The sequence below is a fragment of the Sporomusa sp. GT1 genome (assembly GCF_014634905.1).
Classification (GTDB): domain Bacteria; phylum Bacillota; class Negativicutes; order Sporomusales; family Sporomusaceae; genus Sporomusa; species Sporomusa sphaeroides.
In genome coordinates this window covers 38,528-58,199 of sequence record NZ_BMBX01000018.1, presented here as the reverse complement: position 1 = coordinate 58,199, position 19,672 = coordinate 38,528, and the positions used below count along the sequence as shown (strand labels likewise).

13 protein-coding genes are annotated in these 19,672 nt (G+C 51.9%); 5 read left to right on the top strand and 8 right to left on the bottom strand.

Translation table 11 applies throughout. The features are described 5' to 3' along the window. Positions 1-122 precede the first annotated feature (122 nt). Together GT1_RS16900 and GT1_RS16895 are read right to left on the bottom strand one after the other, a co-directional pair. Positions 123-626, bottom strand: a complete 504-nt coding sequence (locus tag GT1_RS16900) for a mismatch-specific DNA-glycosylase (protein WP_188399675.1) — start codon at positions 624-626, stop codon at positions 123-125. Positions 627-684: 58 nt separating this feature from the next. Beyond that, positions 685-1,899, bottom strand: a complete 1,215-nt coding sequence (locus tag GT1_RS16895; RefSeq protein ID WP_188399674.1) for a metallophosphoesterase — start codon at positions 1,897-1,899, stop codon at positions 685-687. A 297-nt stretch (positions 1,900-2,196) separates the two neighbouring features. Between GT1_RS16895 and GT1_RS16890 the strand changes: the two genes are divergently transcribed. Continuing rightward, positions 2,197-2,766 carry a hypothetical protein gene (locus tag GT1_RS16890; RefSeq protein WP_075752150.1) on the top strand — a complete coding sequence of 190 codons (570 nt, stop codon included), beginning with the start codon at positions 2,197-2,199 and terminating at the stop codon, positions 2,764-2,766. Positions 2,767-2,840: 74 nt separating this feature from the next. Here GT1_RS16890 and thiD read toward each other — a convergent pair whose 3' ends face one another. Continuing rightward, positions 2,841-3,644 carry a bifunctional hydroxymethylpyrimidine kinase/phosphomethylpyrimidine kinase gene (gene thiD, locus GT1_RS16885; RefSeq protein WP_075752148.1) on the bottom strand — a complete coding sequence of 268 codons (804 nt, stop codon included), beginning with the start codon at positions 3,642-3,644 and terminating at the stop codon, positions 2,841-2,843. A gap of 4 nt (positions 3,645-3,648) precedes the next feature. Next, entirely contained in the window at positions 3,649-5,598 is a 1,950-nt protein-coding gene (locus GT1_RS16880; RefSeq protein ID WP_188399673.1) for a bifunctional diguanylate cyclase/phosphodiesterase, read from the bottom strand. Between the two features lie 390 nt (positions 5,599-5,988). On the opposite strand from GT1_RS16880, the gene clpB reads away from it, so the two are divergent. Continuing rightward, a complete protein-coding gene (clpB, locus tag GT1_RS16875) occupies positions 5,989-8,595 on the top strand; it encodes an ATP-dependent chaperone ClpB (protein ID WP_188399672.1) in 2,607 nt (868 codons plus the stop codon). A gap of 319 nt (positions 8,596-8,914) precedes the next feature. Further along, positions 8,915-9,994, top strand: a complete 1,080-nt coding sequence (locus GT1_RS16870; protein WP_083945328.1) for an HD-GYP domain-containing protein — start codon at positions 8,915-8,917, stop codon at positions 9,992-9,994. A gap of 236 nt (positions 9,995-10,230) precedes the next feature. Here GT1_RS16870 and GT1_RS16865 read toward each other — a convergent pair whose 3' ends face one another. Both GT1_RS16865 and GT1_RS16860 read right to left on the bottom strand, forming a co-directional pair. Beyond that, on the bottom strand, positions 10,231-11,538 hold the full coding sequence (locus GT1_RS16865) for a phenylacetate--CoA ligase family protein (RefSeq protein ID WP_188399671.1): 1,308 nt from the start codon (positions 11,536-11,538) through the stop codon (positions 10,231-10,233). Further along, positions 11,535-12,122, bottom strand: coding sequence for a tryptophan transporter (locus GT1_RS16860; RefSeq protein WP_075752140.1), 588 nt, complete (start codon positions 12,120-12,122; stop codon positions 11,535-11,537). The genes GT1_RS16865 and GT1_RS16860 overlap by 4 nt, the downstream gene beginning before the upstream one ends. Positions 12,123-12,844: 722 nt before the next feature. Here GT1_RS16860 and GT1_RS16855 point away from each other — a divergent pair. Both GT1_RS16855 and GT1_RS16850 read left to right on the top strand, forming a co-directional pair. Further along, the gene (locus tag GT1_RS16855; protein ID WP_083945327.1) at positions 12,845-14,800 is read left to right on the top strand and encodes a DUF5050 domain-containing protein; all 1,956 of its coding nucleotides are present in this window, start codon (positions 12,845-12,847) and stop codon (positions 14,798-14,800) included. Between the two features lie 40 nt (positions 14,801-14,840). Further along, the gene (locus tag GT1_RS16850; RefSeq protein ID WP_075752136.1) at positions 14,841-16,493 is read left to right on the top strand and encodes a serine hydrolase; all 1,653 of its coding nucleotides are present in this window, start codon (positions 14,841-14,843) and stop codon (positions 16,491-16,493) included. Positions 16,494-16,543: 50 nt separating this feature from the next. Here GT1_RS16850 and GT1_RS16845 read toward each other — a convergent pair whose 3' ends face one another. Together GT1_RS16845 and GT1_RS16840 are read right to left on the bottom strand one after the other, a co-directional pair. After that, positions 16,544-18,229, bottom strand: a complete 1,686-nt coding sequence (locus tag GT1_RS16845) for a VWA domain-containing protein (protein ID WP_188399670.1) — start codon at positions 18,227-18,229, stop codon at positions 16,544-16,546. Then, the gene (locus GT1_RS16840) at positions 18,222-19,526 is read right to left on the bottom strand and encodes a magnesium chelatase (RefSeq protein WP_223226325.1); all 1,305 of its coding nucleotides are present in this window, start codon (positions 19,524-19,526) and stop codon (positions 18,222-18,224) included. Before GT1_RS16840 ends, GT1_RS16845 begins: the two co-directional genes overlap by 8 nt. Positions 19,527-19,672 lie beyond the last annotated feature (146 nt).

Genomic DNA, 19,672 nt, shown 5'->3' with positions numbered 1-19,672 from the left:
CTTGAGCAAGCGCTTGTCTTATCCCTTTTTCTAACATTTTACCTGATGACTAACCTGCTCTAAGACTCCCATCTTCTACAAGTGGGAGTTATACCCCTACGGGCACAGGCGAGCGACTAAGTCTACTTTATCAATCCCAGCAATTCCTGATAATACACCAATTGGTCCTGAAATAATATGCGGGTCAGCCCGCTTGGCGACGGAACCACAAAGTCAGCAACACCCTCCACCGAGCATACCGGCTGCAGCCCGCAGCCAATGCCCGGCTGCCTGATAAACTCCCGGTATACTCCTATGCCGGCAAAACAGGCAACCTGCGGCTTGTATTGCCGGAGCTTGTCTTTGAGGATTTCCCGCCCGGCCTGATATTCCGTTTTAGTGATCTCAGCCGCTGCCCGGCTGGGGCGAGCTACAATATTGGTAATCCCATAACCCCAGGTAAGCAGCCTGTGGTCTTCTTCCGGTTTGAGCAGCTGCGGCGTCAACCCTGATGCCGCCAGCAGCTTCCAAAACCTATTGGAATGTCCGGCAAAATGATGACCCGTTGCCGCCGACCTGAGTCCGGGATTGAAGCCGATGAACAAAATTTTGAGATTATGCGCAATAATATCCGGTACTTCCTTCATGTATGTCCTCCGTTTTGTAACCAAACAGCCTTATGGCTCTCCGGTAAAGCCTTGCCGGCTACACTCTGGCGGTTTCCCGCTGCAATGTAAAAACACTGATTTCGGCCGGGCAGCCAATCCTCAGCGGCAGCCAGTGTCCGGTGCCGGTACTGACATAGCCATAGGATTCTCCCTGCCGGAACATGCCGCGCATATATTTATATTGGATGGGCAGCAACGATTTGCCAAAAAGATTCACCTGACCGCCATGGGTATGCCCGGCCAGTGACAACGGTATGCCGGCGGCAAAGGCCTCATCCAGAAAAGCGGAATGATGGGTAAGCAATACAGTAAAGGCCTCTGCCGGAATGCCGAGAACGGCCTGGGTAAAAAACTGCTGCCGCACCATTTCCTGTTCCCCTCTGTCCTTGCTCCAGGGGTAGTCAACCCCTGCCAGATACAAGCCGCTGCCAACAGCCGTATTGCTATTTTCCAGAACAACAATAGGGCTCTTGTACAGCGCCTGGCGAATACGGTTGATATCACGGAAGTACTCATGGTTGCCCCAGCAATAGAAAATCCCCTGCGGCAGTTGTGACTGGAAAGCTGTCAGACGTTCCATCGTTGGCGGCAGTAAGGCTAAGTCATCAATCAGGTCGCCGGTAATCACCAAAACTTCCGGCCGCTCCTGCATAACCAGGGAGAGTACCCTGTCCAGCTTATCCATGCCAAAAAACGAACCAATATGGGTATCACTGATTTGGGCAATCCTAAAACCTGCCAGTGATGGCGGCAACTGGGGAAAGATAAGCGTATGCCTGTTTACAACAAGCTGCGTATCGCCGCCGATAACCCCGTAAGCGCTGACCGCCAGCGGCACTGCCGGTATAGCGGCCGACATTCCCTCAAGAAACTGGCGCCGCGTTATCCCCCGCTGTCCGGCTGCTGCCTCTGCCGTATCAGACCCGGGTTGTTCACAGGCAGCGGTTACCCGGCGAGCCGCCAACCGCCGCACCAGGCGTTTGACCACATAGCCTGCCAGCAGTACCACCAGCATAAATACCAGGCCGACAATCCAGATATAGGCAAAGTAAATAAAGTACCGGAACCACTCACCGGGAAAACCGCCGGCCGGCCGCAGCCAGCGGCTAAAAATCAAAATCGCCACAGCTAACAGTGTGGCCCCCCAATATGCATACCTAACCCTTGGGCCGGCATATACTTCATGCCATTTGGGTAAAACCCGGCCTCCCAGCCAGGCTATCCCCGCTAAGAACGAAAAAATAATCAACATCGGAATTATAGACGGACCGTGCTGCATTCGCGCCTCCATTGAGTTTTTGACAAATAGATTTATCCACAACCCGCAGATGCAGGCAGCAGACGTAGACAATGACTTCCTTCGAGTACCATAGTTATTTCCCCAAAATGCCACTTATATATATTCCACATTAAAGAATATGATAGGCGCCGGCGGATGGTGTATTAACAATGCTCCACCGCAGGCAAAAACGAAATTAGCAGCATAATTGGTCATTCGGCTACATACGGCATATATTATAAGTAGTTTCAACAAGGGGAGGGGTAATTTATGAGCACCAACACGCTAACTATTATTAATGCTATTTTAGGCGATATCAGTGCTGTTATTCCCAACTTTTCCTCATTGGTCAGTTCTTACCGGCTGCTGGTCGGAGCAGCGGAAGAAATCCAGCGCACCCCTGGCGTGCCTTTTGAAATCTACGAGCGGTCAGTCATCCGTTATGACCGGGCAGGAACGCTAATTGACATCCTGCTTGAACTCTTATGCTGCAAGATAGCCTTCAGCAGCCAGTTCTTAGCCGTCACCTGCGCCCCTATCGATATTGTCAGACTCCTGTCCGACTGCGGCAGCGTCGATGACCCTTGCCGCACCGCCGAACAGATCATTATTCTGGAAGCATTGCGGCAGGCATTAAACCGCCCTTGCGGCTCCTGCTTCGGACCGCCGCCTGAGGGTATATTCCCGGCCCCCCCTGCGCCACCGCCACCCGTTACGACAGACGAAAGTACTATTTCCAGCGAGCTTGAATCTTTCGATGAACTGGAAACCGAAGTGACTGCTTTTCCGCCACCGAATTCCTACTTCAAAAAAAGTCCGCTAAGCCGCAGGCATATATAAAACAGCCTGCCCGGACTGCTTGCAGCCAGTGCCCCTGACAGCCGTCCCTGGAATGCCCGGCAATAGCTATAAGCTTACTTAAACATCCCTGCCTTGTTATATAAGGTATAGAAATGATGGGTAGGGCCAACACCCTTCCCAATAGCGAAAGAGTGTTCAATAGCAATGGTTATATATTCTTTGGCTGCAGCCACCGCCTCTGCGACAGACAATCCCTGGCCCAAATTGGCGGCAATGGCCGAAGACAGCGTGCAGCCTGTACCATGCGTATTTTTAGTAACAATCCGGGGAGATTTAAAATAGACAAACCGTTCGCCATCAAACAAAATATCGGTTGAGTCACCGGGCAGGTGACCACCCTTCATGAGTACATGCCTGGGTCCTAAGGCAAAAATTTGCCGGGCCGCGGCTTCCATATCCTCCAGGGTGGCAATCGTGCGTCCGGTAATAACCTCCGCCTCAGGAATATTGGGGGTTACAATATCGGCCAGCGGCAGCAGTTCCCGCATCAAAGTAGCTTCTGCATCCGGGTTTAAAAGGTGGAATCCGCTTTTGGACACCATAACCGGATCGGCAACAATATTCCGGGCCCCATGCTGTTTTAACCTGTCCGCAATGGTAGTGATGGTATCGATTTGCGACACCATCCCGATTTTGACGGCAGCCACATCAATATCTTCATACACGGCGTCTATCTGTTTTGCAATGATTTCCGGCGTAATATCCTGCACGGCAAATACGCCCTGCGTATTTTGGGCGGTAACCGCTGTAATCACACTCATACCGAACACGCCATGGGCGGAAAAGGTCTTGATATCTGCCTGAATGCCTGCCCCGCCACTGGAATCAGAGCCCGCAATTGTTAATACATTTTTCATATTATCACCCCTCATAATAAGTAGCCCAGCTATGGCCTGCTTCCTGCCGGCCGCCAAGCAGCCCGCCATGCTGCTGCAGCCAAACAACAAAGGCTTCCGGCGGCAGCGGACGGCTAATAATATAACCCTGAATAATATCACATTTCTTCTCTCTAAGGTATCTTAACTGGTCCCCGTTCTCGACACCCTCGGCCACAACCTGCAGCCCCATCTGATGTGCCAGTTCAATAATGCTGCCGGTAATGGCAGCATCAACACCGCCAACTGCAATATCGTCAACAAAAGCCTTGTCCATTTTCAAAGCAGCGATCGGCAATTTTTTCAGATAGGTCAGGGACGAATAACCACTGCCAAAATCGTCAAGCGCAATCCTCACTCCCAGTTCTCTCAGCGCCTCCAGCTTGCGAATATTTTCCTCAAACCGTTCCATCAACACGCTTTCGGTAATCTCCAATTCCAGATACTGTGGCGGCACCCCTGTTTCAGCCAGTACGGAGATCACCTTTTCAACAAAATCCTCCTGCATAAGCTGTACAACCGAAATATTTACCGCCGTATACAACCAGCCGCTGCCGCCGGCATGCAGTTGCCGGCTAAATCTACAGGCCTGTTCCAATACCCAGTTGCCCATCTCCACAATGAGGCCGGTTTCTTCTGCCAGTGAAATAAACTTCGGCGGCGCTACCAGGCCGTAATCAGGACTTTCCCAGCGAAGCAGTGCTTCAAAACCCTCTACCCGGCCTGAATTGGCATTAATTTGCGGTTGATAAAGCAGTCTAAGCTCCTGCTGCTCCAGCGTCCGGCGCAGCCTGGCCTCCATCAGCGTTTTTTCCACAACAGCCTCATGCATGGTTTTATTAAACATCATGTAGGTACGTTTGCCGGAGTTTTTCGCCAGATACATGGCAGTGTCGGCATTGCGCAACAGTTCGTCAATATTATCGCCATGCATCGGATAGAGAGCAACACCGACACTGGCCGTAATATAAAAAACATGCTCATTTACCAGAATGGGTTTTTCAAGCAGTCTCATGATCTTATCGGCATAAGCGGCAAACTCCTCAGTCTTATTGATCTTGGGCAGAAAGATAATAATTTCGTCGCCACCCCATCTGGCCACCATGCCTGCCTCATATACCAAGGCTGTCAGTTTGCCGCTAATATTGACAAGCAGTTTATCTCCCCAGGAATGTCCGTAGGTATCGTTAATCTGTTTGAAATTGTCAATATCGATAAACAGGACCGCCCCCTGCGACCCGTCTTGCCTGGCTGCGGCCAAAGCTTGATTGACCGTTTCTGTCAGCAGTTCCCTGTTGGCAAGACCGGTAAGCGCATCATAATAGGCCATATGCTTAATCTTTTCTTCTTTATACTTACGCTCAGTAATATCGGTATAGGAGCCGGCCATTCGCACCGGCTGCCCCTGACTGTCAAACATTACCTTGCCTCTGGATAAAACCCAGCGGTAACCCCCCTCAGGTGATGCAATCCGGTACTCAGCCCCATAAAAGGAGTTACATCCGCTCAAATGTTCTTCCAATTTATCCAGCATATGCGGCAAATCTTCCGGGTGGATAAGCTGCTTCCATTTTTCCTTCGTATTGACTACGTGTTCCGGCAGTCCCAACAGTTCCCGTCCCCGCTCCGACACGACCAGAGCATCGGTAACCATATCCCAGACCCACAGGGCATCATTAGCCCCTTCAGCCACCAGGCGGGACAATTCTTCGTGCTGCCGGATTTTTTCTTCATTCAAATATAATTCATGAAAGCCCTGCCTGAGTTCTTCCTCTTGTGCGGCCAATTCTGACTGAGCCGACTTAAGCTCTTCACTTTGCTGCCACAGCAGCGCTTCTGTCCGCTTGTGCTTATTAATCCGCACCACAAGATACACATCAATCAGAATAAGCAGCACAATGATTACGCTTATACCAAAATCAAACCCGTTAGCCAATTATTTGCACCATCTTCCCCGTAAATATCCTGCAGCAAAATTTAGTTCGTATTTTTTTCTCCCCTCCATTATACACTAATACCATAAAATGCAGGTTGTTATAAGCATTTTTTTTATTTTTAAAACCATCTAAAGTCAAATAAAGTCAAAAAGTCAGTAAAAGTTAGACAGCCTGCGTCCGGCTGGATTTTTTCCTGGAAATTGGCTGTTAAACGGCAAAAATCGGCTGTTATTGCCGTTTATTCAACTCCAACTGAGAACCTTTTTCTGGTAATATTAAATTATAAACAGCCTAGTAGCATGCCAACCTTAAAACGGTAGGATTAGGGTTGGCACGCTACTAACCACCGGTTTAAAAACTTACATTATTTGTGAAGGGGGTTACACATTATGAACAATGAAAAATATACCCAGAAAGCGGCTGCCGCCTTGCAGGAGTCGCAACAACTGGCAGCCTTACATTACCATCAGGAACTAACCACCAGACATTTGGCGCTGGCGCTGATTAAAGATGCCGTAGGGATTACGGCCTATCTCCTGGCCCAATTGCAAATTGATGTCCGCATGCTCACCGCCAAACTGGAGCAACTGCTCAAAACCCTGCCATCGGTACGCGGCCAGGACGGCGGGCTGAGAATGAATACCGCCATGATCCGGGTACTGGCCTTAGCCGAAAAACAGGCTAACGCCATGAAGGATGAATATATTAGTGTCGAGCACTTGCTGATAGCCATTGCCGAGGATGGCGACAGTGATGTGGTGGCTGCCTGCCGTGATTTCGGCCTGACCAAAGGTAAGATTCTGGAGACAGTAAACCAGTTCCGGCGCGGCCAATCCATCACCAGCGACAATCCTGACGAAAATTTGCAAGCCCTGAACAAATATGGCCGGGACTTAACCGAACTGGCTAAAGCGGGCAAATTAGACCCGGTTATCGGCCGTGACGAAGAAATCCGCCGCGTTGTGGAAATTCTGTCACGCCGTACCAAAAACAACCCAGTACTGATTGGCGAGCCGGGTGTCGGCAAAACCGCCATTGTCGAGGGGTTGGCCCGGCGGATTATCGCCGGTGATGTGCCGGAAAGCCTGAAAAACAAAACCGTATACTCCCTTGACCTGGGAGCTATGGTAGCCGGCGCCAAATTCCGCGGCGAATTTGAAGAACGCCTCAAAACCGTCTTAAGCGAAATTACCAAAGCAGAAGGTAAAATTATATTATTTATCGACGAACTGCACACGGTCGTCGGTGCCGGTGCCGCCGAAGGCGCCATGGATGCCGGCAATATCCTGAAGCCCATGCTGGCCCGGGGTGAACTAAAATGTATTGGGGCCACAACGCTGAACGAGTATCGCAAGCATATTGAAAAAGATGCCGCTCTGGAACGTCGTTTCCAGCCGATTATGGTAGATCAGCCCGGTACCGAGGATACCATCTCCATTTTGCGGGGGTTGCGGGAACGCTATGAAGTGCACCATGGCGTAAAAATCAAGGATGCCGCCCTGGTAGCCGCCGCCGTATTGTCTGACCGCTATATTGCCGACCGGTTCCTGCCGGACAAGGCCATCGACCTGGTCGATGAAGCGGCAGCCAAGCTGCGCACCGAAATTGACTCCATGCCCAGCGAACTGGATGAAGCCCTCCGCCGCATCATGCAGCTGGAAATTGAGGAGCAGGCATTAAAAAAAGAAACCGACACGGCTTCTAAGGACAGATTGGAGCGCATCCATCACGAATTAGCCAGCCTTAAAGAGCAGGCAGATTCTCTCAAGGCCCAATGGCAGTTAGAAAAACAGGCTATCGTCCGCCTGCGGGAGGTAAAGGAAGAGATCGAAACCGTCCGTACCCAAATGGAAGCCGCCGAACGAAGCTACGACTTAAACCGCCTGGCTGAGCTTAAGTATGGGCGCCTGCCTGAACTGGAGAAAAAGCTTAAAACCGAAGAAGAACAGCTGACTCAGAACCGGTCTCACAAAGCCATGCTTAAAGAAGAAGTGGATGAAGACGATATTGCCAAAGTAGTCAGCCGCTGGACCGGTGTGCCTGTCACGAAACTCATGACCGGTGAACGGGAAAAGCTGGTTAATCTGGAATCGGTTCTGCACCACCGGGTAATCGGACAGGATACTGCCGTCACCGCCATCAGCGAGGCCATCATCCGTGCGCGGGCCGGGATCAAAGACCCCGGCCGCCCGATCGGCTCCTTCATCTTCTTAGGACCAACCGGTGTCGGCAAAACCGAACTGGCCAAAACACTGGCCGAGGTGCTGTTTGATGACGAACGCAGCATGATCCGCCTGGATATGAGTGAGTACATGGAAAAGCATGCGGTTGCCCGCCTCATCGGCGCGCCTCCCGGTTATGTCGGCTATGATGAAGGCGGTCAGTTGACCGAAGCCGTCCGCCGCCGTCCTTACAGCGTCCTGCTCCTGGATGAGGTGGAAAAGGCCCATAATGATGTATTCAATGTCCTGCTGCAAATTTTGGACGACGGGCGCCTGACTGACAGCAAAGGCCGTACCGTTGACTTTAAAAACACCGTTATCATCATGACCTCCAATCTCGGCTCCCACGAAATCCTCAACAACGAATTTGCGGCTGCCAAAGAACGGGTGCTGGAGCTTTTGAAACACCATTTCCGGCCTGAATTCTTAAACCGGATAGACGATATAATCGTCTTTAACGCCCTCACTGCGGCTCAAGTGGCTGAAATTGCCGCCATCATGCTGGAAAACCTGAATAAGCGCCTGCATAAACAGCTTAACATCAGCCTGGCCTGGGATGACAACGCCCTTGAACTGCTGGCCAACGAAGGCTATGACCCGCAATTCGGGGCCCGGCCTTTAAAACGTCTTATCAGCCAGTTGGTAGAAACTGAACTTAGTAAAATGATCATTCGCAGCGAAATACAGGAAAATAGCAAAGTTACTTTACACGCTCCTGCCGGGAAACTGGTCTTTACCGTTGAACCAAAGGTAACTACCGCCTCCCAGGACTAACCTGCCCAAATCCCGGCCTATGCCGGGATTTTTCCTTAGTCTGACAAAAAGTACTGTGTTTTCCCTTGCAGGACTTAAGTACTAATAGCATTATGACTTTTGACTGATTGAATTCCAATAAAATACAACTTATACTTAAACTGCCGAGATATTTTTCAGTGAACGGCAAACCAGGCTGAAACCTCCAGCTGCAACAAGCAGAAGTCAAAAGTGGAATCCACTGGAGGTTGAATGAATAATCTCCCGGTGGACTTAACACTTCGCCTAAAGCTAAGTCTGCTTTGCAAAATCTACATAGTCAGCAAAAGGAGTTGGTCTTATGGCAACTGCGATGACTGCAGTAAAAGATTTGATGCCAGGTATGATAATCGGCGAACCGGTTTTATCACCCACCGGCAAAGTGCTGTTGGGAAAAGACATAGTAATTGCACCCCGCACGATTTCACTATTAATGATGTGGAATGTCAGCCATGTCTTTGTCGTTAGTGATTCACCTGACGGCCCACCGGCAGAACAGGCATCACCGGAGCAGGCCCCTGCCACCCCGGGCCGTGTGACTGAAGAGTTCACAACCTTCTTTAAAGAATACGACGGGTTGATAACAACTACCGCCCAGTCTTTTAATTTTATCCGGAATAGCCGTCAAATTCCGATTCAGGAACTAAAGGATACTTCGTTTAGCATCTACTCTACCGTATTGTCCACCGGCCCGGCGATCATGGATTACCTGCTGGTAAGCGACTACAATCTCGCCGACAAGGTTACCCGCCATTCGGTTATGGTAGCCTTCATCAGCAGCATTATCGGCCGCAAGCTTAAATTTAGCGATGACCAGATAAAAGTACTCATTCTGGCAGGTCTTTTACATGATGTTGGCAAACTGGTTATCGCCAAGGATGGCGAGCCTGAGCCCAAAGCCCATGTAATCCACGGCGGCAAACTGCTCCAGCATGTGCCGTCATTACCGCAGGAAGTATTATTCAGCGCTTTGCAGCATCATGAATGGATGGATGGCAGTGGTGTTCCCTTAGGCTCGGCCGGTGAAAAAATCCATCCCTATGCCCGGATTATTGCCGTTGCCGACTTTTTTCACCAGCACGCTTACGCTGCTGAGAATGCCAATCCCTTCCCGGTTTTGACCTATATGGCGAAAGAACTGTTCGATAAATTAGACCAAGGGATCTGTCAGCCGTTTATCCGCCATGTACGTGACTGTCTCACCAACTCGCCGGTACTCTTAAACGACGGACGCACAGGCCAGGTTATTTTCTTTAACCCCAACCATCTGGACAAACCGATCATTAAAACCCATACCGGCACAATCATTGATCTTACCACAACCAAAAATATTTTTATCCAACGCCTTGTCGCGCAGGATTGTTTGGCCAACGCCAATTAAAACAGGCTTATTCCTCAGAGGATAACCACCCTTATAGTTAAAAAAAGTAGGTTGCCAGAAAACCGCGGCAGCCTACTTTTTTTATCCTGTTATTTATCCGATGACTAACTCGCTCTAAGACTCCCACCTCTCCAGGTAGGAGTATACCCCTACGGGCACAGGCGAGCGACTAAGTCCCTGGATAAGGGCGACTAACTTCAGATGGGGTCAAACCCCCTCCTGAAGCTAAGTCTACTTTATATCAGCTTTCTGTTGTCCACTACCCGCTTGGCCTTGCCTTCACTGCGGGCAATGGTATGCGGCGGCACCATCTGCACAGCGGCCTTGACATTCAGCACGGCTTTCAGCTGTTTCTGGATGGCTTTTTCCATCCCGAGCATTCCGGCTTCACCAAGCTCTATATAGCCTGCTTCTGTCGGTTCTACCAGCACTGTCAGTTCATCCAAATTATTGCGTCGATCAATGATTAACTGGTAGTGCGGCGCAGTAGAGCCCATTTCTAACAGCACACTCTCAATCTGAGAGGGAAATATATTGGCGCCACGGATAATCAGCATATCGTCACTGCGGCCTGTGACCCGTTTCATGGTAATGCCGGTACGTCCACATGCGCAGGATTTTCGTTCAAGCGCCGTAAGATCGCGGGTGCGGTAGCGCAGCATCGGCATTCCTTCTTTGGTCAGGGTGGTAATCACCAGTTCACCGCTTGCTCCTTCCGGCAACACCTCGCCGGTTACCGGATCAATGATCTCCGGATAAAACAAATCCTCATGGAAATGAAGGCCTTCCTGACAGCGGCAGTCGGTAGCCACACCTGGTCCGATAATTTCGCTTAAACCATATACATCATAAGCCCGGGTGTCAAATAATCTCTCAATCTCCAGCCTCATCCCCTCTGTCCAGGCTTCCGCACCGCAAAACACAGCCTTCAGCCCCAGAGATTTTGGATCAATACCCTGCTCCTGCATGGCCTCAGCCACATGCAGAGCATATGAAGGCGTTATGATGATATCGGTTACGCCAAAATCCTTCATCAGGATGGCCTGACGAACCGGGTTGCCGGAAGAAGCCGGTACAATGGCGGCTCCCACATGTTCGGCCGCATAATGCATTCCTAAACCGCCGGTAAACATACCATAATTGACGGCAACCTGGAAGACCGAGTCTGCCCCCAAACCACCGGCAGCCAGTGTCCTGCCCAGCGATTCAGCCCACATAGCCAAATCGTTTTTGGTATAAGCAACAGCGGTTGACCTGCCGGTGGTACCGCTGGATGAATGAAACCGGGAAATTTCGCGAAGCGGCACCGCGAGTAACCCATAGGGATAATTATCACGCATATCCTGTTTGGTTGTCATCGGCAGTTTTGCGATATCGGCCAGCGACTTGATATCTTCCGGTACTACCCCATGTGACTTTAGCCGCTCCCGGTAAAAAGGAACATTGCGATATATTCTGGCCACCAGTTCTCGCAGGCGTCCAAGCTGCAGCTCTTGCATCGCCTCGATAGGCATTGTTTCTATGGCTTGATTCCAAATAGTCATTTACGAATCTCCTCCTCCTTGTGTTTAGCGGCAAAACCGTTCAGCAATGCCGCAACCGGATAATACATTGCCTGGGCAATCACCGTATTGGCGACAGTCACTGTCAGTACTACCGGCAGCATGCCATAAAGATAAACATTAAGCGGCAAACCCAGAATAAGTTTTGCCAGGGTGGTAAAGGTCAGTCCGCTCGCCAACGTGCCGCACAAGGCCCCTACCGCCGGCCGGAAATCCATCAGCCCTATTTTCATGCTGACCGGCAGACTGACTACAATAGCGCAAACTAGCGCTCCTATGGGTTCGCTGATGAGATTGCCATAGGGAAAAACCGATTTGGAAGTAGCCAAACACAACGCTCCGGCCACCAACCCAATACCCATGGATCGTCCCAGTGACGGACGAAACAGCACAATCGCCAAACAATACATCGCAATAATCCAGTTAGGTGAAATACCGCCAATACTTGGACTAACCAGCCTGAGAATGGCACCAATGGCCAGCAGCATCGCCGATACCGCCGCCCAGCGAAACCGCCCCTCCTGCCCGGTGGCAACGGTAACCAGTTCCTGTTGTTTGTTTTCCATTTTTACGTCCCTCCCTATCTACAAATAATTGTCTGCCGGAATTGCAGAGAAGTCTTCAGCTGCTAAGCGTACCGCCCGGAAGGGCAACAACGCAGCTGGCGGCTTATCCGCAATGCTAAAGTATCAGGCACAAAATATAAAAACCCCGTCTCCTGAACTACGCTATTGCGTAGCTCAAGGGACGGGGAATAACCCGCGGTGCCACCCTCATTGGTCATGACAAACATCTGACCCGGCTTATCAAAGTACGGGATACTATCCGATACCTGCTTCCTGCTAACGGCGGAAGAATCCGACAGCGCCTACCCCGTCCCTGAGACGGCTCGGACTGTATCTCCCAGGCCCATTCGCCATACCGGTTTAGCGCCAAACTCTCACTATCATTGGCTCGCTGCAGCTTCCTGCGTATGTTTACTCTTCCTGGTCATTGATATTCAGCAATATTGATTTTGTGTATATAGAATACCAAGGGACACGTACATTTGTCAATACTCAATCACCTATATATTTAAACTTGCCAATCTTTTGCCAGAATGCTATACATGTTATATATAACGTGCTAACTATTTTTCCAAGCGGGTGGTGTATTGGCAAACGCGGAAGTCAAACGCCCGTGGTGGAGCGTTGTCAATGCATCGCCCGCCTCCACCTGTCAGATTCTTTAACACGGAATTAATCCTAACATTACACTCCCGAACGACTGTTTAAAGTGAGGTGTGCTTATGTCTATGCCTATACCTGCTTTCACCTGGGTGCTTGCTGCCATCCTGTTGCTTTTCCCCCTGCCGGCGCTTGCCGACACCGGCTTACAAACCCCACCGCATTTACCGCCGGCGGTCGTAGAAGTCAAACTGTTTCAGCTTGAGCACAAAGACGTTATCGCGATAGCGGTGGAAACACAGGTGACCGGTGCGGGCCACTTGCTGTTACATAAATTAGAACCACAGTATCATATAAATAAACGAGCGAACACGGTGGAAGTCACCCTGGAGGCCCGGCCGTCCCTGCCGGAACTTGCGGGAAGAACGGCTGTTATCACCCCCCTGCCCTCTCATCGGGTAAAGACTTTGACAGTGACTGCCGGCGAAAACCAGCTGACAATAGCAGCAAGGTTTAATAACAGCACCACCCAGCCCCGCCTGACCACAGTCAAGCGCAAACCGGTAAAACAAGCGGACAATACTGTTACTTTCCGTACCTACCTTGTACTGACGTTTGCTGATACTGCCGCAGGCCAACCGCCGAAAACCCTGGTTATTGATCCCGGACACGGCGGCAGTGCTCTGGGAGCAACCACCAACTTTCTCCTGGAAAAAGACCTTAATCTGGACATTGCCTTGCTAAGCCGCGATATATTCCGCCGGCATGGGTATGACGTGTACATGACCAGGACAGATGACAGCAATCCCCGCCTAATTGACCGGGCTGATGCCGCCAATATTTTGCAGGCTGACGCGCTAATCTCAATCCATAATAACTCCCTGCCAGAGAGCGCACCCACTGCGGAGCTAAAGCGGGGCGCAACCGCACTGTATAACTCGGCGGCTGCCCGGCCGGGCAAGGAATTGGCTGCGCTTATCGCCGGCCAGTTGGCAGACACCCTCCGGATTCCCCAGTACCCACTGCAGGACCGGCCGGATTTAGTCCTGCTTAATTCCACCTCAATCCCGGCAGTCATCGCCGAAGTATCCATGCTGCCGCATCCACAGGATGCAAAAATGATCTCCCAGCGGGTGTACCGGCTGGCAGCCGCCCAGGCTATTTTTACGGCAACGGACAGCTACTTTGCCGGTCCCCCGCAGGTTACCGCTCCGGTCACTGCCTTGGCCGCCCCGATCCCCATTGCCGCCAACACAGCCAATAGTGGCCTGGCAGCTGCTGCCGCTGACGGTACACTCTATTACCTTGCTCTTGCCGGCGACATACCGGCCGGCGGCCGGGAAAAAATATTCCGGCTAAAACCAGGCGAAACCACACCGGTTTCCCTTACGGATGACGAAGCCTGGAATTTGGTTATTTCCGGGAAATATTTGTATTACAGCAATTGGTCGGACGATCATCGCCTTTACCGGATAAAACCTGACGGCACAGACAAAACCAAACTGGGAAACCATCCGGTCAGCCAATTGGCGATTGCCGGTAACTGGCTGGTATATGTGAAATGGACTAACAGCCGCTCAGCCCAAGATAACAACATTTATAGAATGCCGCTTGCCGGAGGTTTCCCGCAAAAAATCGGCAGCGACCAGGCTGAATCGGTACAGGTTCTGGATAACTGGATTTACTATCTCAATGGCACCGACGGCTACAAAATATACCGCATTAAACCGAACGGGACAGGGCGCAGCAAGCTTACCGAAGATCAGGCTGTTTGCCTGGCAGTGGCTGATAACACGATTTATTACAGCAACTACAGTGACGGGCAAAAACTGTATGCCCTCAGCACCGATGGCCGCCACCGCGTCAAATTATCTAACGATCCAGCCGGCTTCATAGCTGCTGGCAACGGCTATGTCTATTATACTAATGCCTCGGCCAACCATGCGTTATACCGTATGACCGCTGCCGGCCATAATAAGCAATTGGTCTGCGATTTAGGCGTTGGACCACTGCCAATCGATATTGTAAATAACGCCATTTATTATAACCGGCAGTTTATCAGCACTGAAAACCGGTAGTGCCGGGATACCTATTCGCAATGCATAAGGAGGCTTATCCATGTTCCCAATCCGCTTTTTACAACTTGTTCCGGTGGCTCTGGCCGGCATCACCTTGGTTTTGAGCCTGTTAGCCCAGCCGGCTCTGGCCAGTCAGCCGGAACCGCCGCCCGGCTATTTTGCCTTGCAGCCCTATAAACAACCGGCCAAGCCAACAGCACTGGATAAAAGGCTGCTGGCAGCCATGGAAGCACATAAAGTTGTCGGCCTTTCGGCTGCGGTGTTCAAAGATAATAAACTGATCTGGAGTGGCGGCTACGGTTGGGCTGACCTTAATACCGGCCGTGAGGTAACGGCAGATACGCTATTCCGGGCAGCTTCCATTTCCAAGATGATCACCGCCACCGCGCTAATGCAACTCTACGACCAGGGAAAATTCGACCTTGATGACGATATTGGCAGCTATCTTGGCTACCCGGTCCGCAATCCGTATTATCCTGCCGCCAATATCACCTTCAGGCAGCTGCTTACTCATACTTCCAGCATCACCGATAGCGGCATGTATAACAGTATTGTCGAAAACAACCCTGAACTGCTGCAAACCATCGATATCAAAGATCTGCTGGTTCCCGGCGGCCGGTATTATACCCGGGCAACCTTTGCCGGTTATGCCCCAGGCTCACAATTTAGTTATTCCAACTTTGGCACAGGCATTGTCGGTTCGCTTGTTGAAAAAATCTCGGGCCTGCCTTTTGATACCTACTGTGCCAGATATATTTTCAAGCCCCTTACTATGGATGCCGGTTTTGAGCCTGCCAATATCAAAAACTGGCAGAACATTGCCGTATTGTACCGCCCGTCGGCAAACTTGACCAGCTTCCGCCCAACCAGGGATAATTATAACGGTACTAAGCCTGCACCAACAGCAATTACAGCACCCCTGGGCAGTGCGCTTGGCCGCTCCCCGGCCGGCGGTCTGCGCTCCAGTTCCACCGATTTGGCCAAGTTTATGCAGGCCCATATGAATGGCGGTGTGTATAAGCGCACCCGTATCCTTACAGCAGATACTGCCGACCTGATGCATAGCATGCAGTGGTTTGGCAATAGCATGGACGGTTTTTATAAACAAAAAGGGCTCAACTTCCATATAACTGACGACTTAGTACCAGGCAGACGCCTGCTCGGTCACTCCGGTGAAGCTTACGGCCTGTCAGGTGATGCCTATTATGACCCGGAAAGCAACCTTGGCATAGTGTTTATGGTCAATGGCGCCAACCTGACCAATGCCAACCCCTTCTACAGTGTAGAAAACACCATCGCCAAAACATTGTTTGAGGCTTTTGCCCCCAAAGGCAAAAGCAGTGCCAAGCAAATCAAGACAAAGGACAATGCTGTTTTTGTTACCGTAAATAATCGCAAAATAGCGCTTGGAGTTCCTGCCGCAGTAATGAAAGCCGGCAAAACGCAGCTGCTTTTCCTGCCGGCCATCGCAGCCGCCGATGCGCTTGCCACCGGTATTGAACAGACAGGCGATACCGTTACCTTTACCGCCGGACAAAACAAAGCCACCCTGACTGCCGGCCAGCCTGCGATGGCAGTCAATGGCAAAACCACACTCCTCCCGCAGGCCCCCTATAAGCAAAATGGGCAGTTATTAGTTCCCGTCCGGGAACTGGCGGCTGCGCTAAGCATTAATGTCAAGATAAAAGTATAATCACAGCCTATGTAAAAACAGAGAACCCGCTTGCTACAGGGTTCTCTGTTTCATTGTCTCGAAGAATCATCTGTTGCCTGTCCCGGGCTGCTCAGCTGTTTTTCGAGCTCAGTAAAAATATAGCTGACACCACCGGCTGTATCTGCCAGTTTTTTGAGAAAACCCTCATCTGCATCAAGACCAATACATAAAAAAGCACAATTAGCCTGTTTCAGCTCAACGGCAGCCGCCAGCGCATCTGTCAGCGGATTTACTGCCTCCTCGTATTTCCGGCTGGGTATCCCGTCGGTAACAAGTACCAGCAGCGGCTTGCGGGCCTGTTGCTCCGCAATATAGGCCAGCGAACGGCGAATGCCCAAAGCCAGCGGCGTAGCCCCAAAGGTCGTAATGGTATCAAAAGCGCTAAGAACAGTTTGCCTACCGGCAGTAAACGGTACAATCAGATCTGCCCGGTTATCCTGAAAAGTCACCAAACTAAGCCGGCTGCAGCCATAACGGCTAAGTTCCCCGGCCACATACCGGGCTGCCTGAAGCCTGAAACCTGCCATGCTGCCACTACTATCAACCAACAGGCAGATATCACTCCCCCGTCCGGGCCGCCGACCAACAAACCGGAGATCTGCCGGACTAATCTGCAGCCGTCCGGTCATGCCGTCGGCAAGCAGGCGGGCGGCTGCCGCACTTACCGTAGCAGCCACATCAACCCCGGCGGAAAACGGCAGGGAAGCGCTTGTGTTCCTGCCTGCCGCCTGATTATAGAAAAGGGTACGCGTACCCGGTATCGGCCCGGCCTTGCTCCGTACGTTATGTACTGCCTGCCTCAAACTGTCATGCAGACCAGGAGCGCAAAAACCAGGAAAAGCGCCCTTAGCAAGCGGCGGTGCAGCCTGCCGGTCTCTTGCCGGTATCCCGGCTTCCTTTACAACAACAAGCGTCTGGCCTTTGCCGCCTGCGGATAATTGTTGCTTGTGCGGCGGTACTGCCGGTGAACCGGTGCTGTCCGGTGGTGGTCGGCTTGGAACAGCCTCGCTGGTACACGCGGCCTCCTGCCCGGTTTGTCCTGCCGGTGGTTTACCGACAAGCTGGGAATCGGTCTGATCAGTATAAGGGCTAATATCTGCCAGGCTATCTGTCGAATCGACATGCGAAATACCTTCATTGCACCGGAGTTCCAGACCTGATTCGGCAACCGCCGCCTCAGCGGCTGCTACAATATAAAACAAACATGGCAGTTCATCAGGAGGTATGCTTAGCGCCACGTGAACGTGATTCTCATGTGCACGGCGCACCGATCGTTTTTTCCCGCCCTGCAGGCTGCCGGTAATTCTGCCGCCGCCGGTTGCCGTCTGAATATCCAGCAACGCCGGATTAACTGCCCCCCGGCAAGCCAGCTCTGTCTGATTGGCGGCGCAGGCGTTATACACAGCAATAGCCTGACAAAGATGCCGGGCCGCCTGTCGATGATCCACCCTGCCACACTGATGGAAAATATCAAGATGCCAGACAGCCCCTTCGTCCTGGCGTTGATAAAAGACCTGACCGGCATCGCTGTTTATTAATATCTGGACATGTTCAGGGCAGCGGGGCTGAAAAGCATGGACCTTCGTACTCAGCACCGCGCTTTGCCCCAGCCGTACCCCCTGGCCTGCCGCAATTGCCTGACTGACAACAGCTGCCGCCTGGTCCAAACGCCCCAAGGGCAACTGTTCCAAAGAAGCCCTCAATCGATCACCCATGTTGCTTGGGTTCCCTGGTCACAAGCTGCTCATCCGGCAATTGAGAAATAGGCAAAGCCGGTTTGGGCGGTGCAATAATCGTGGTTTTCAGCGGATCGACAATCCGGGCGTTCCCTTCTCCACCCTGGGCATCGCCACTGATACCGGCTGCTGGTAAATGAGGCAGGCTCTGAAGCCAGGCCGTCAGCCGCCGTTTACAGGCCAGCCACCAAGCCACCCACGGGGATATTTCCCGGAAGGCTCCCTGTTCAGCGCCTTCTGCCACAGGGGCCTGCCCGCTTTCCTGCCCGCCGGTCAGGCTGTTAAGATAACCCATAATGGCATCAATGGTGCCGGCGTTGACCCGGTGTGCCAACGCCAGCGGTGCTACCTGCGTTAGCTCAGCAATACCGGCGGTGGAACGTCCTGCCAGCAAAGCTGCCAGACAGCTTGCGGTCTCCATAGCCGCCACACTGCGGAGGCTCTCCAGGCCAAAATCCAGATATATTTTCCCCAATATCAGCCTTACCTCCGGGCTCACTTCGACAGCATCCAAACTGCCTGACAGCTGACCGATATTCCCGGCCACCGGCTGCTCCCGGCTTTTGCCTGCCAATATGTCAACAACAGCCTGGCAATTGTCCGGCCGCCCCATAACGACCGTTACGTCAAACCGGTCTGCCAGCTGTTTTCTGATCCGGCTCAGCGGGCCGGGATCTTCATCCGGATTGGAAGCCGCCCAAATACTGACCGTTACCGGCAGCTCAACGACCGGCAAGCCCGGTTCTTCAATCTGTACCCGCCCCGGCCGCGTCCCCATAACATCTAACAAAACATCGGCCAGTTCCGGGGCCGTATCGGCCAAACGGTTGATTTCATCAATAAAAATAATGCCCCGGTGGGCCTGGGGAATGGTGCCAGGCAAAAGTGCCGCCAGGGGATTGGCCGGATTGGTCAAATTCGCAAGGTCGATACTGCCAACAACAGTTCCTAACTTGGCTGCCTGCGATATCTCCAGAAACGGCCGGGGAATTTCCTCTGTCCCCAACAGCGCAATCTCTTCCTGTGACAACCGGCGATGAAAGGGGCAATGCGGCATTGCAGGGTGGCAATTGTACAGGCAGCCCTTTATCCGGGTAATGGGCGGCAGCAGTTCCCGTGCTGCCCGCATAATGGTGGTCTTGCCTGTGCCGCGCAAGCCTTCTGCCTGAATATGAAAAGGCCGTTCATGCAAGAGGGCCGCCACCGACATTTCGACAACCCGGAACAGATCCTGATTACCGTTGTGACGGATAAGCCGGTAATATAGATTCATCATAACCTTTCACCCCCTGAAATGGTTAGTGCCCCAACAGAAAGTATAACTTTCTTAAGAGCAGGATCAACATCGACTTCCACCGTTGCCAAAGGCTCGTTGCAAGCCGTGTTTTCGTTATTATGTAGTGTTTCCCAAGGGGATGCCGG

What these genes read in the sequence shown, in the direction of transcription:
- GT1_RS16900 (WP_188399675.1), bottom strand. Translation starts at nt 626, where the DNA reads ATGAAGGAAGTACCGGATATTATTGCGCATAATCTCAAAATTTTGTTC.
- GT1_RS16895 (WP_188399674.1), bottom strand. Translation starts at nt 1,899, where the DNA reads ATGTTGATTATTTTTTCGTTCTTAGCGGGGATAGCCTGGCTGGGAGGC.
- GT1_RS16890 (WP_075752150.1), top strand. Translation starts at nt 2,197, where the DNA reads ATGAGCACCAACACGCTAACTATTATTAATGCTATTTTAGGCGATATC.
- thiD (WP_075752148.1), bottom strand. Translation starts at nt 3,644, where the DNA reads ATGAAAAATGTATTAACAATTGCGGGCTCTGATTCCAGTGGCGGGGCA.
- clpB (WP_188399672.1), top strand. Translation starts at nt 5,989, where the DNA reads ATGAACAATGAAAAATATACCCAGAAAGCGGCTGCCGCCTTGCAGGAG.
- GT1_RS16870 (WP_083945328.1), top strand. Translation starts at nt 8,915, where the DNA reads ATGGCAACTGCGATGACTGCAGTAAAAGATTTGATGCCAGGTATGATA.
- GT1_RS16865 (WP_188399671.1), bottom strand. Translation starts at nt 11,538, where the DNA reads ATGACTATTTGGAATCAAGCCATAGAAACAATGCCTATCGAGGCGATG.
- GT1_RS16860 (WP_075752140.1), bottom strand. Translation starts at nt 12,122, where the DNA reads ATGGAAAACAAACAACAGGAACTGGTTACCGTTGCCACCGGGCAGGAG.
- GT1_RS16855 (WP_083945327.1), top strand. Translation starts at nt 12,845, where the DNA reads ATGTCTATGCCTATACCTGCTTTCACCTGGGTGCTTGCTGCCATCCTG.
- GT1_RS16850 (WP_075752136.1), top strand. Translation starts at nt 14,841, where the DNA reads ATGTTCCCAATCCGCTTTTTACAACTTGTTCCGGTGGCTCTGGCCGGC.
- GT1_RS16845 (WP_188399670.1), bottom strand. Translation starts at nt 18,229, where the DNA reads ATGGGTGATCGATTGAGGGCTTCTTTGGAACAGTTGCCCTTGGGGCGT.
- GT1_RS16840 (WP_223226325.1), bottom strand. Translation starts at nt 19,526, where the DNA reads ATGATGAATCTATATTACCGGCTTATCCGTCACAACGGTAATCAGGAT.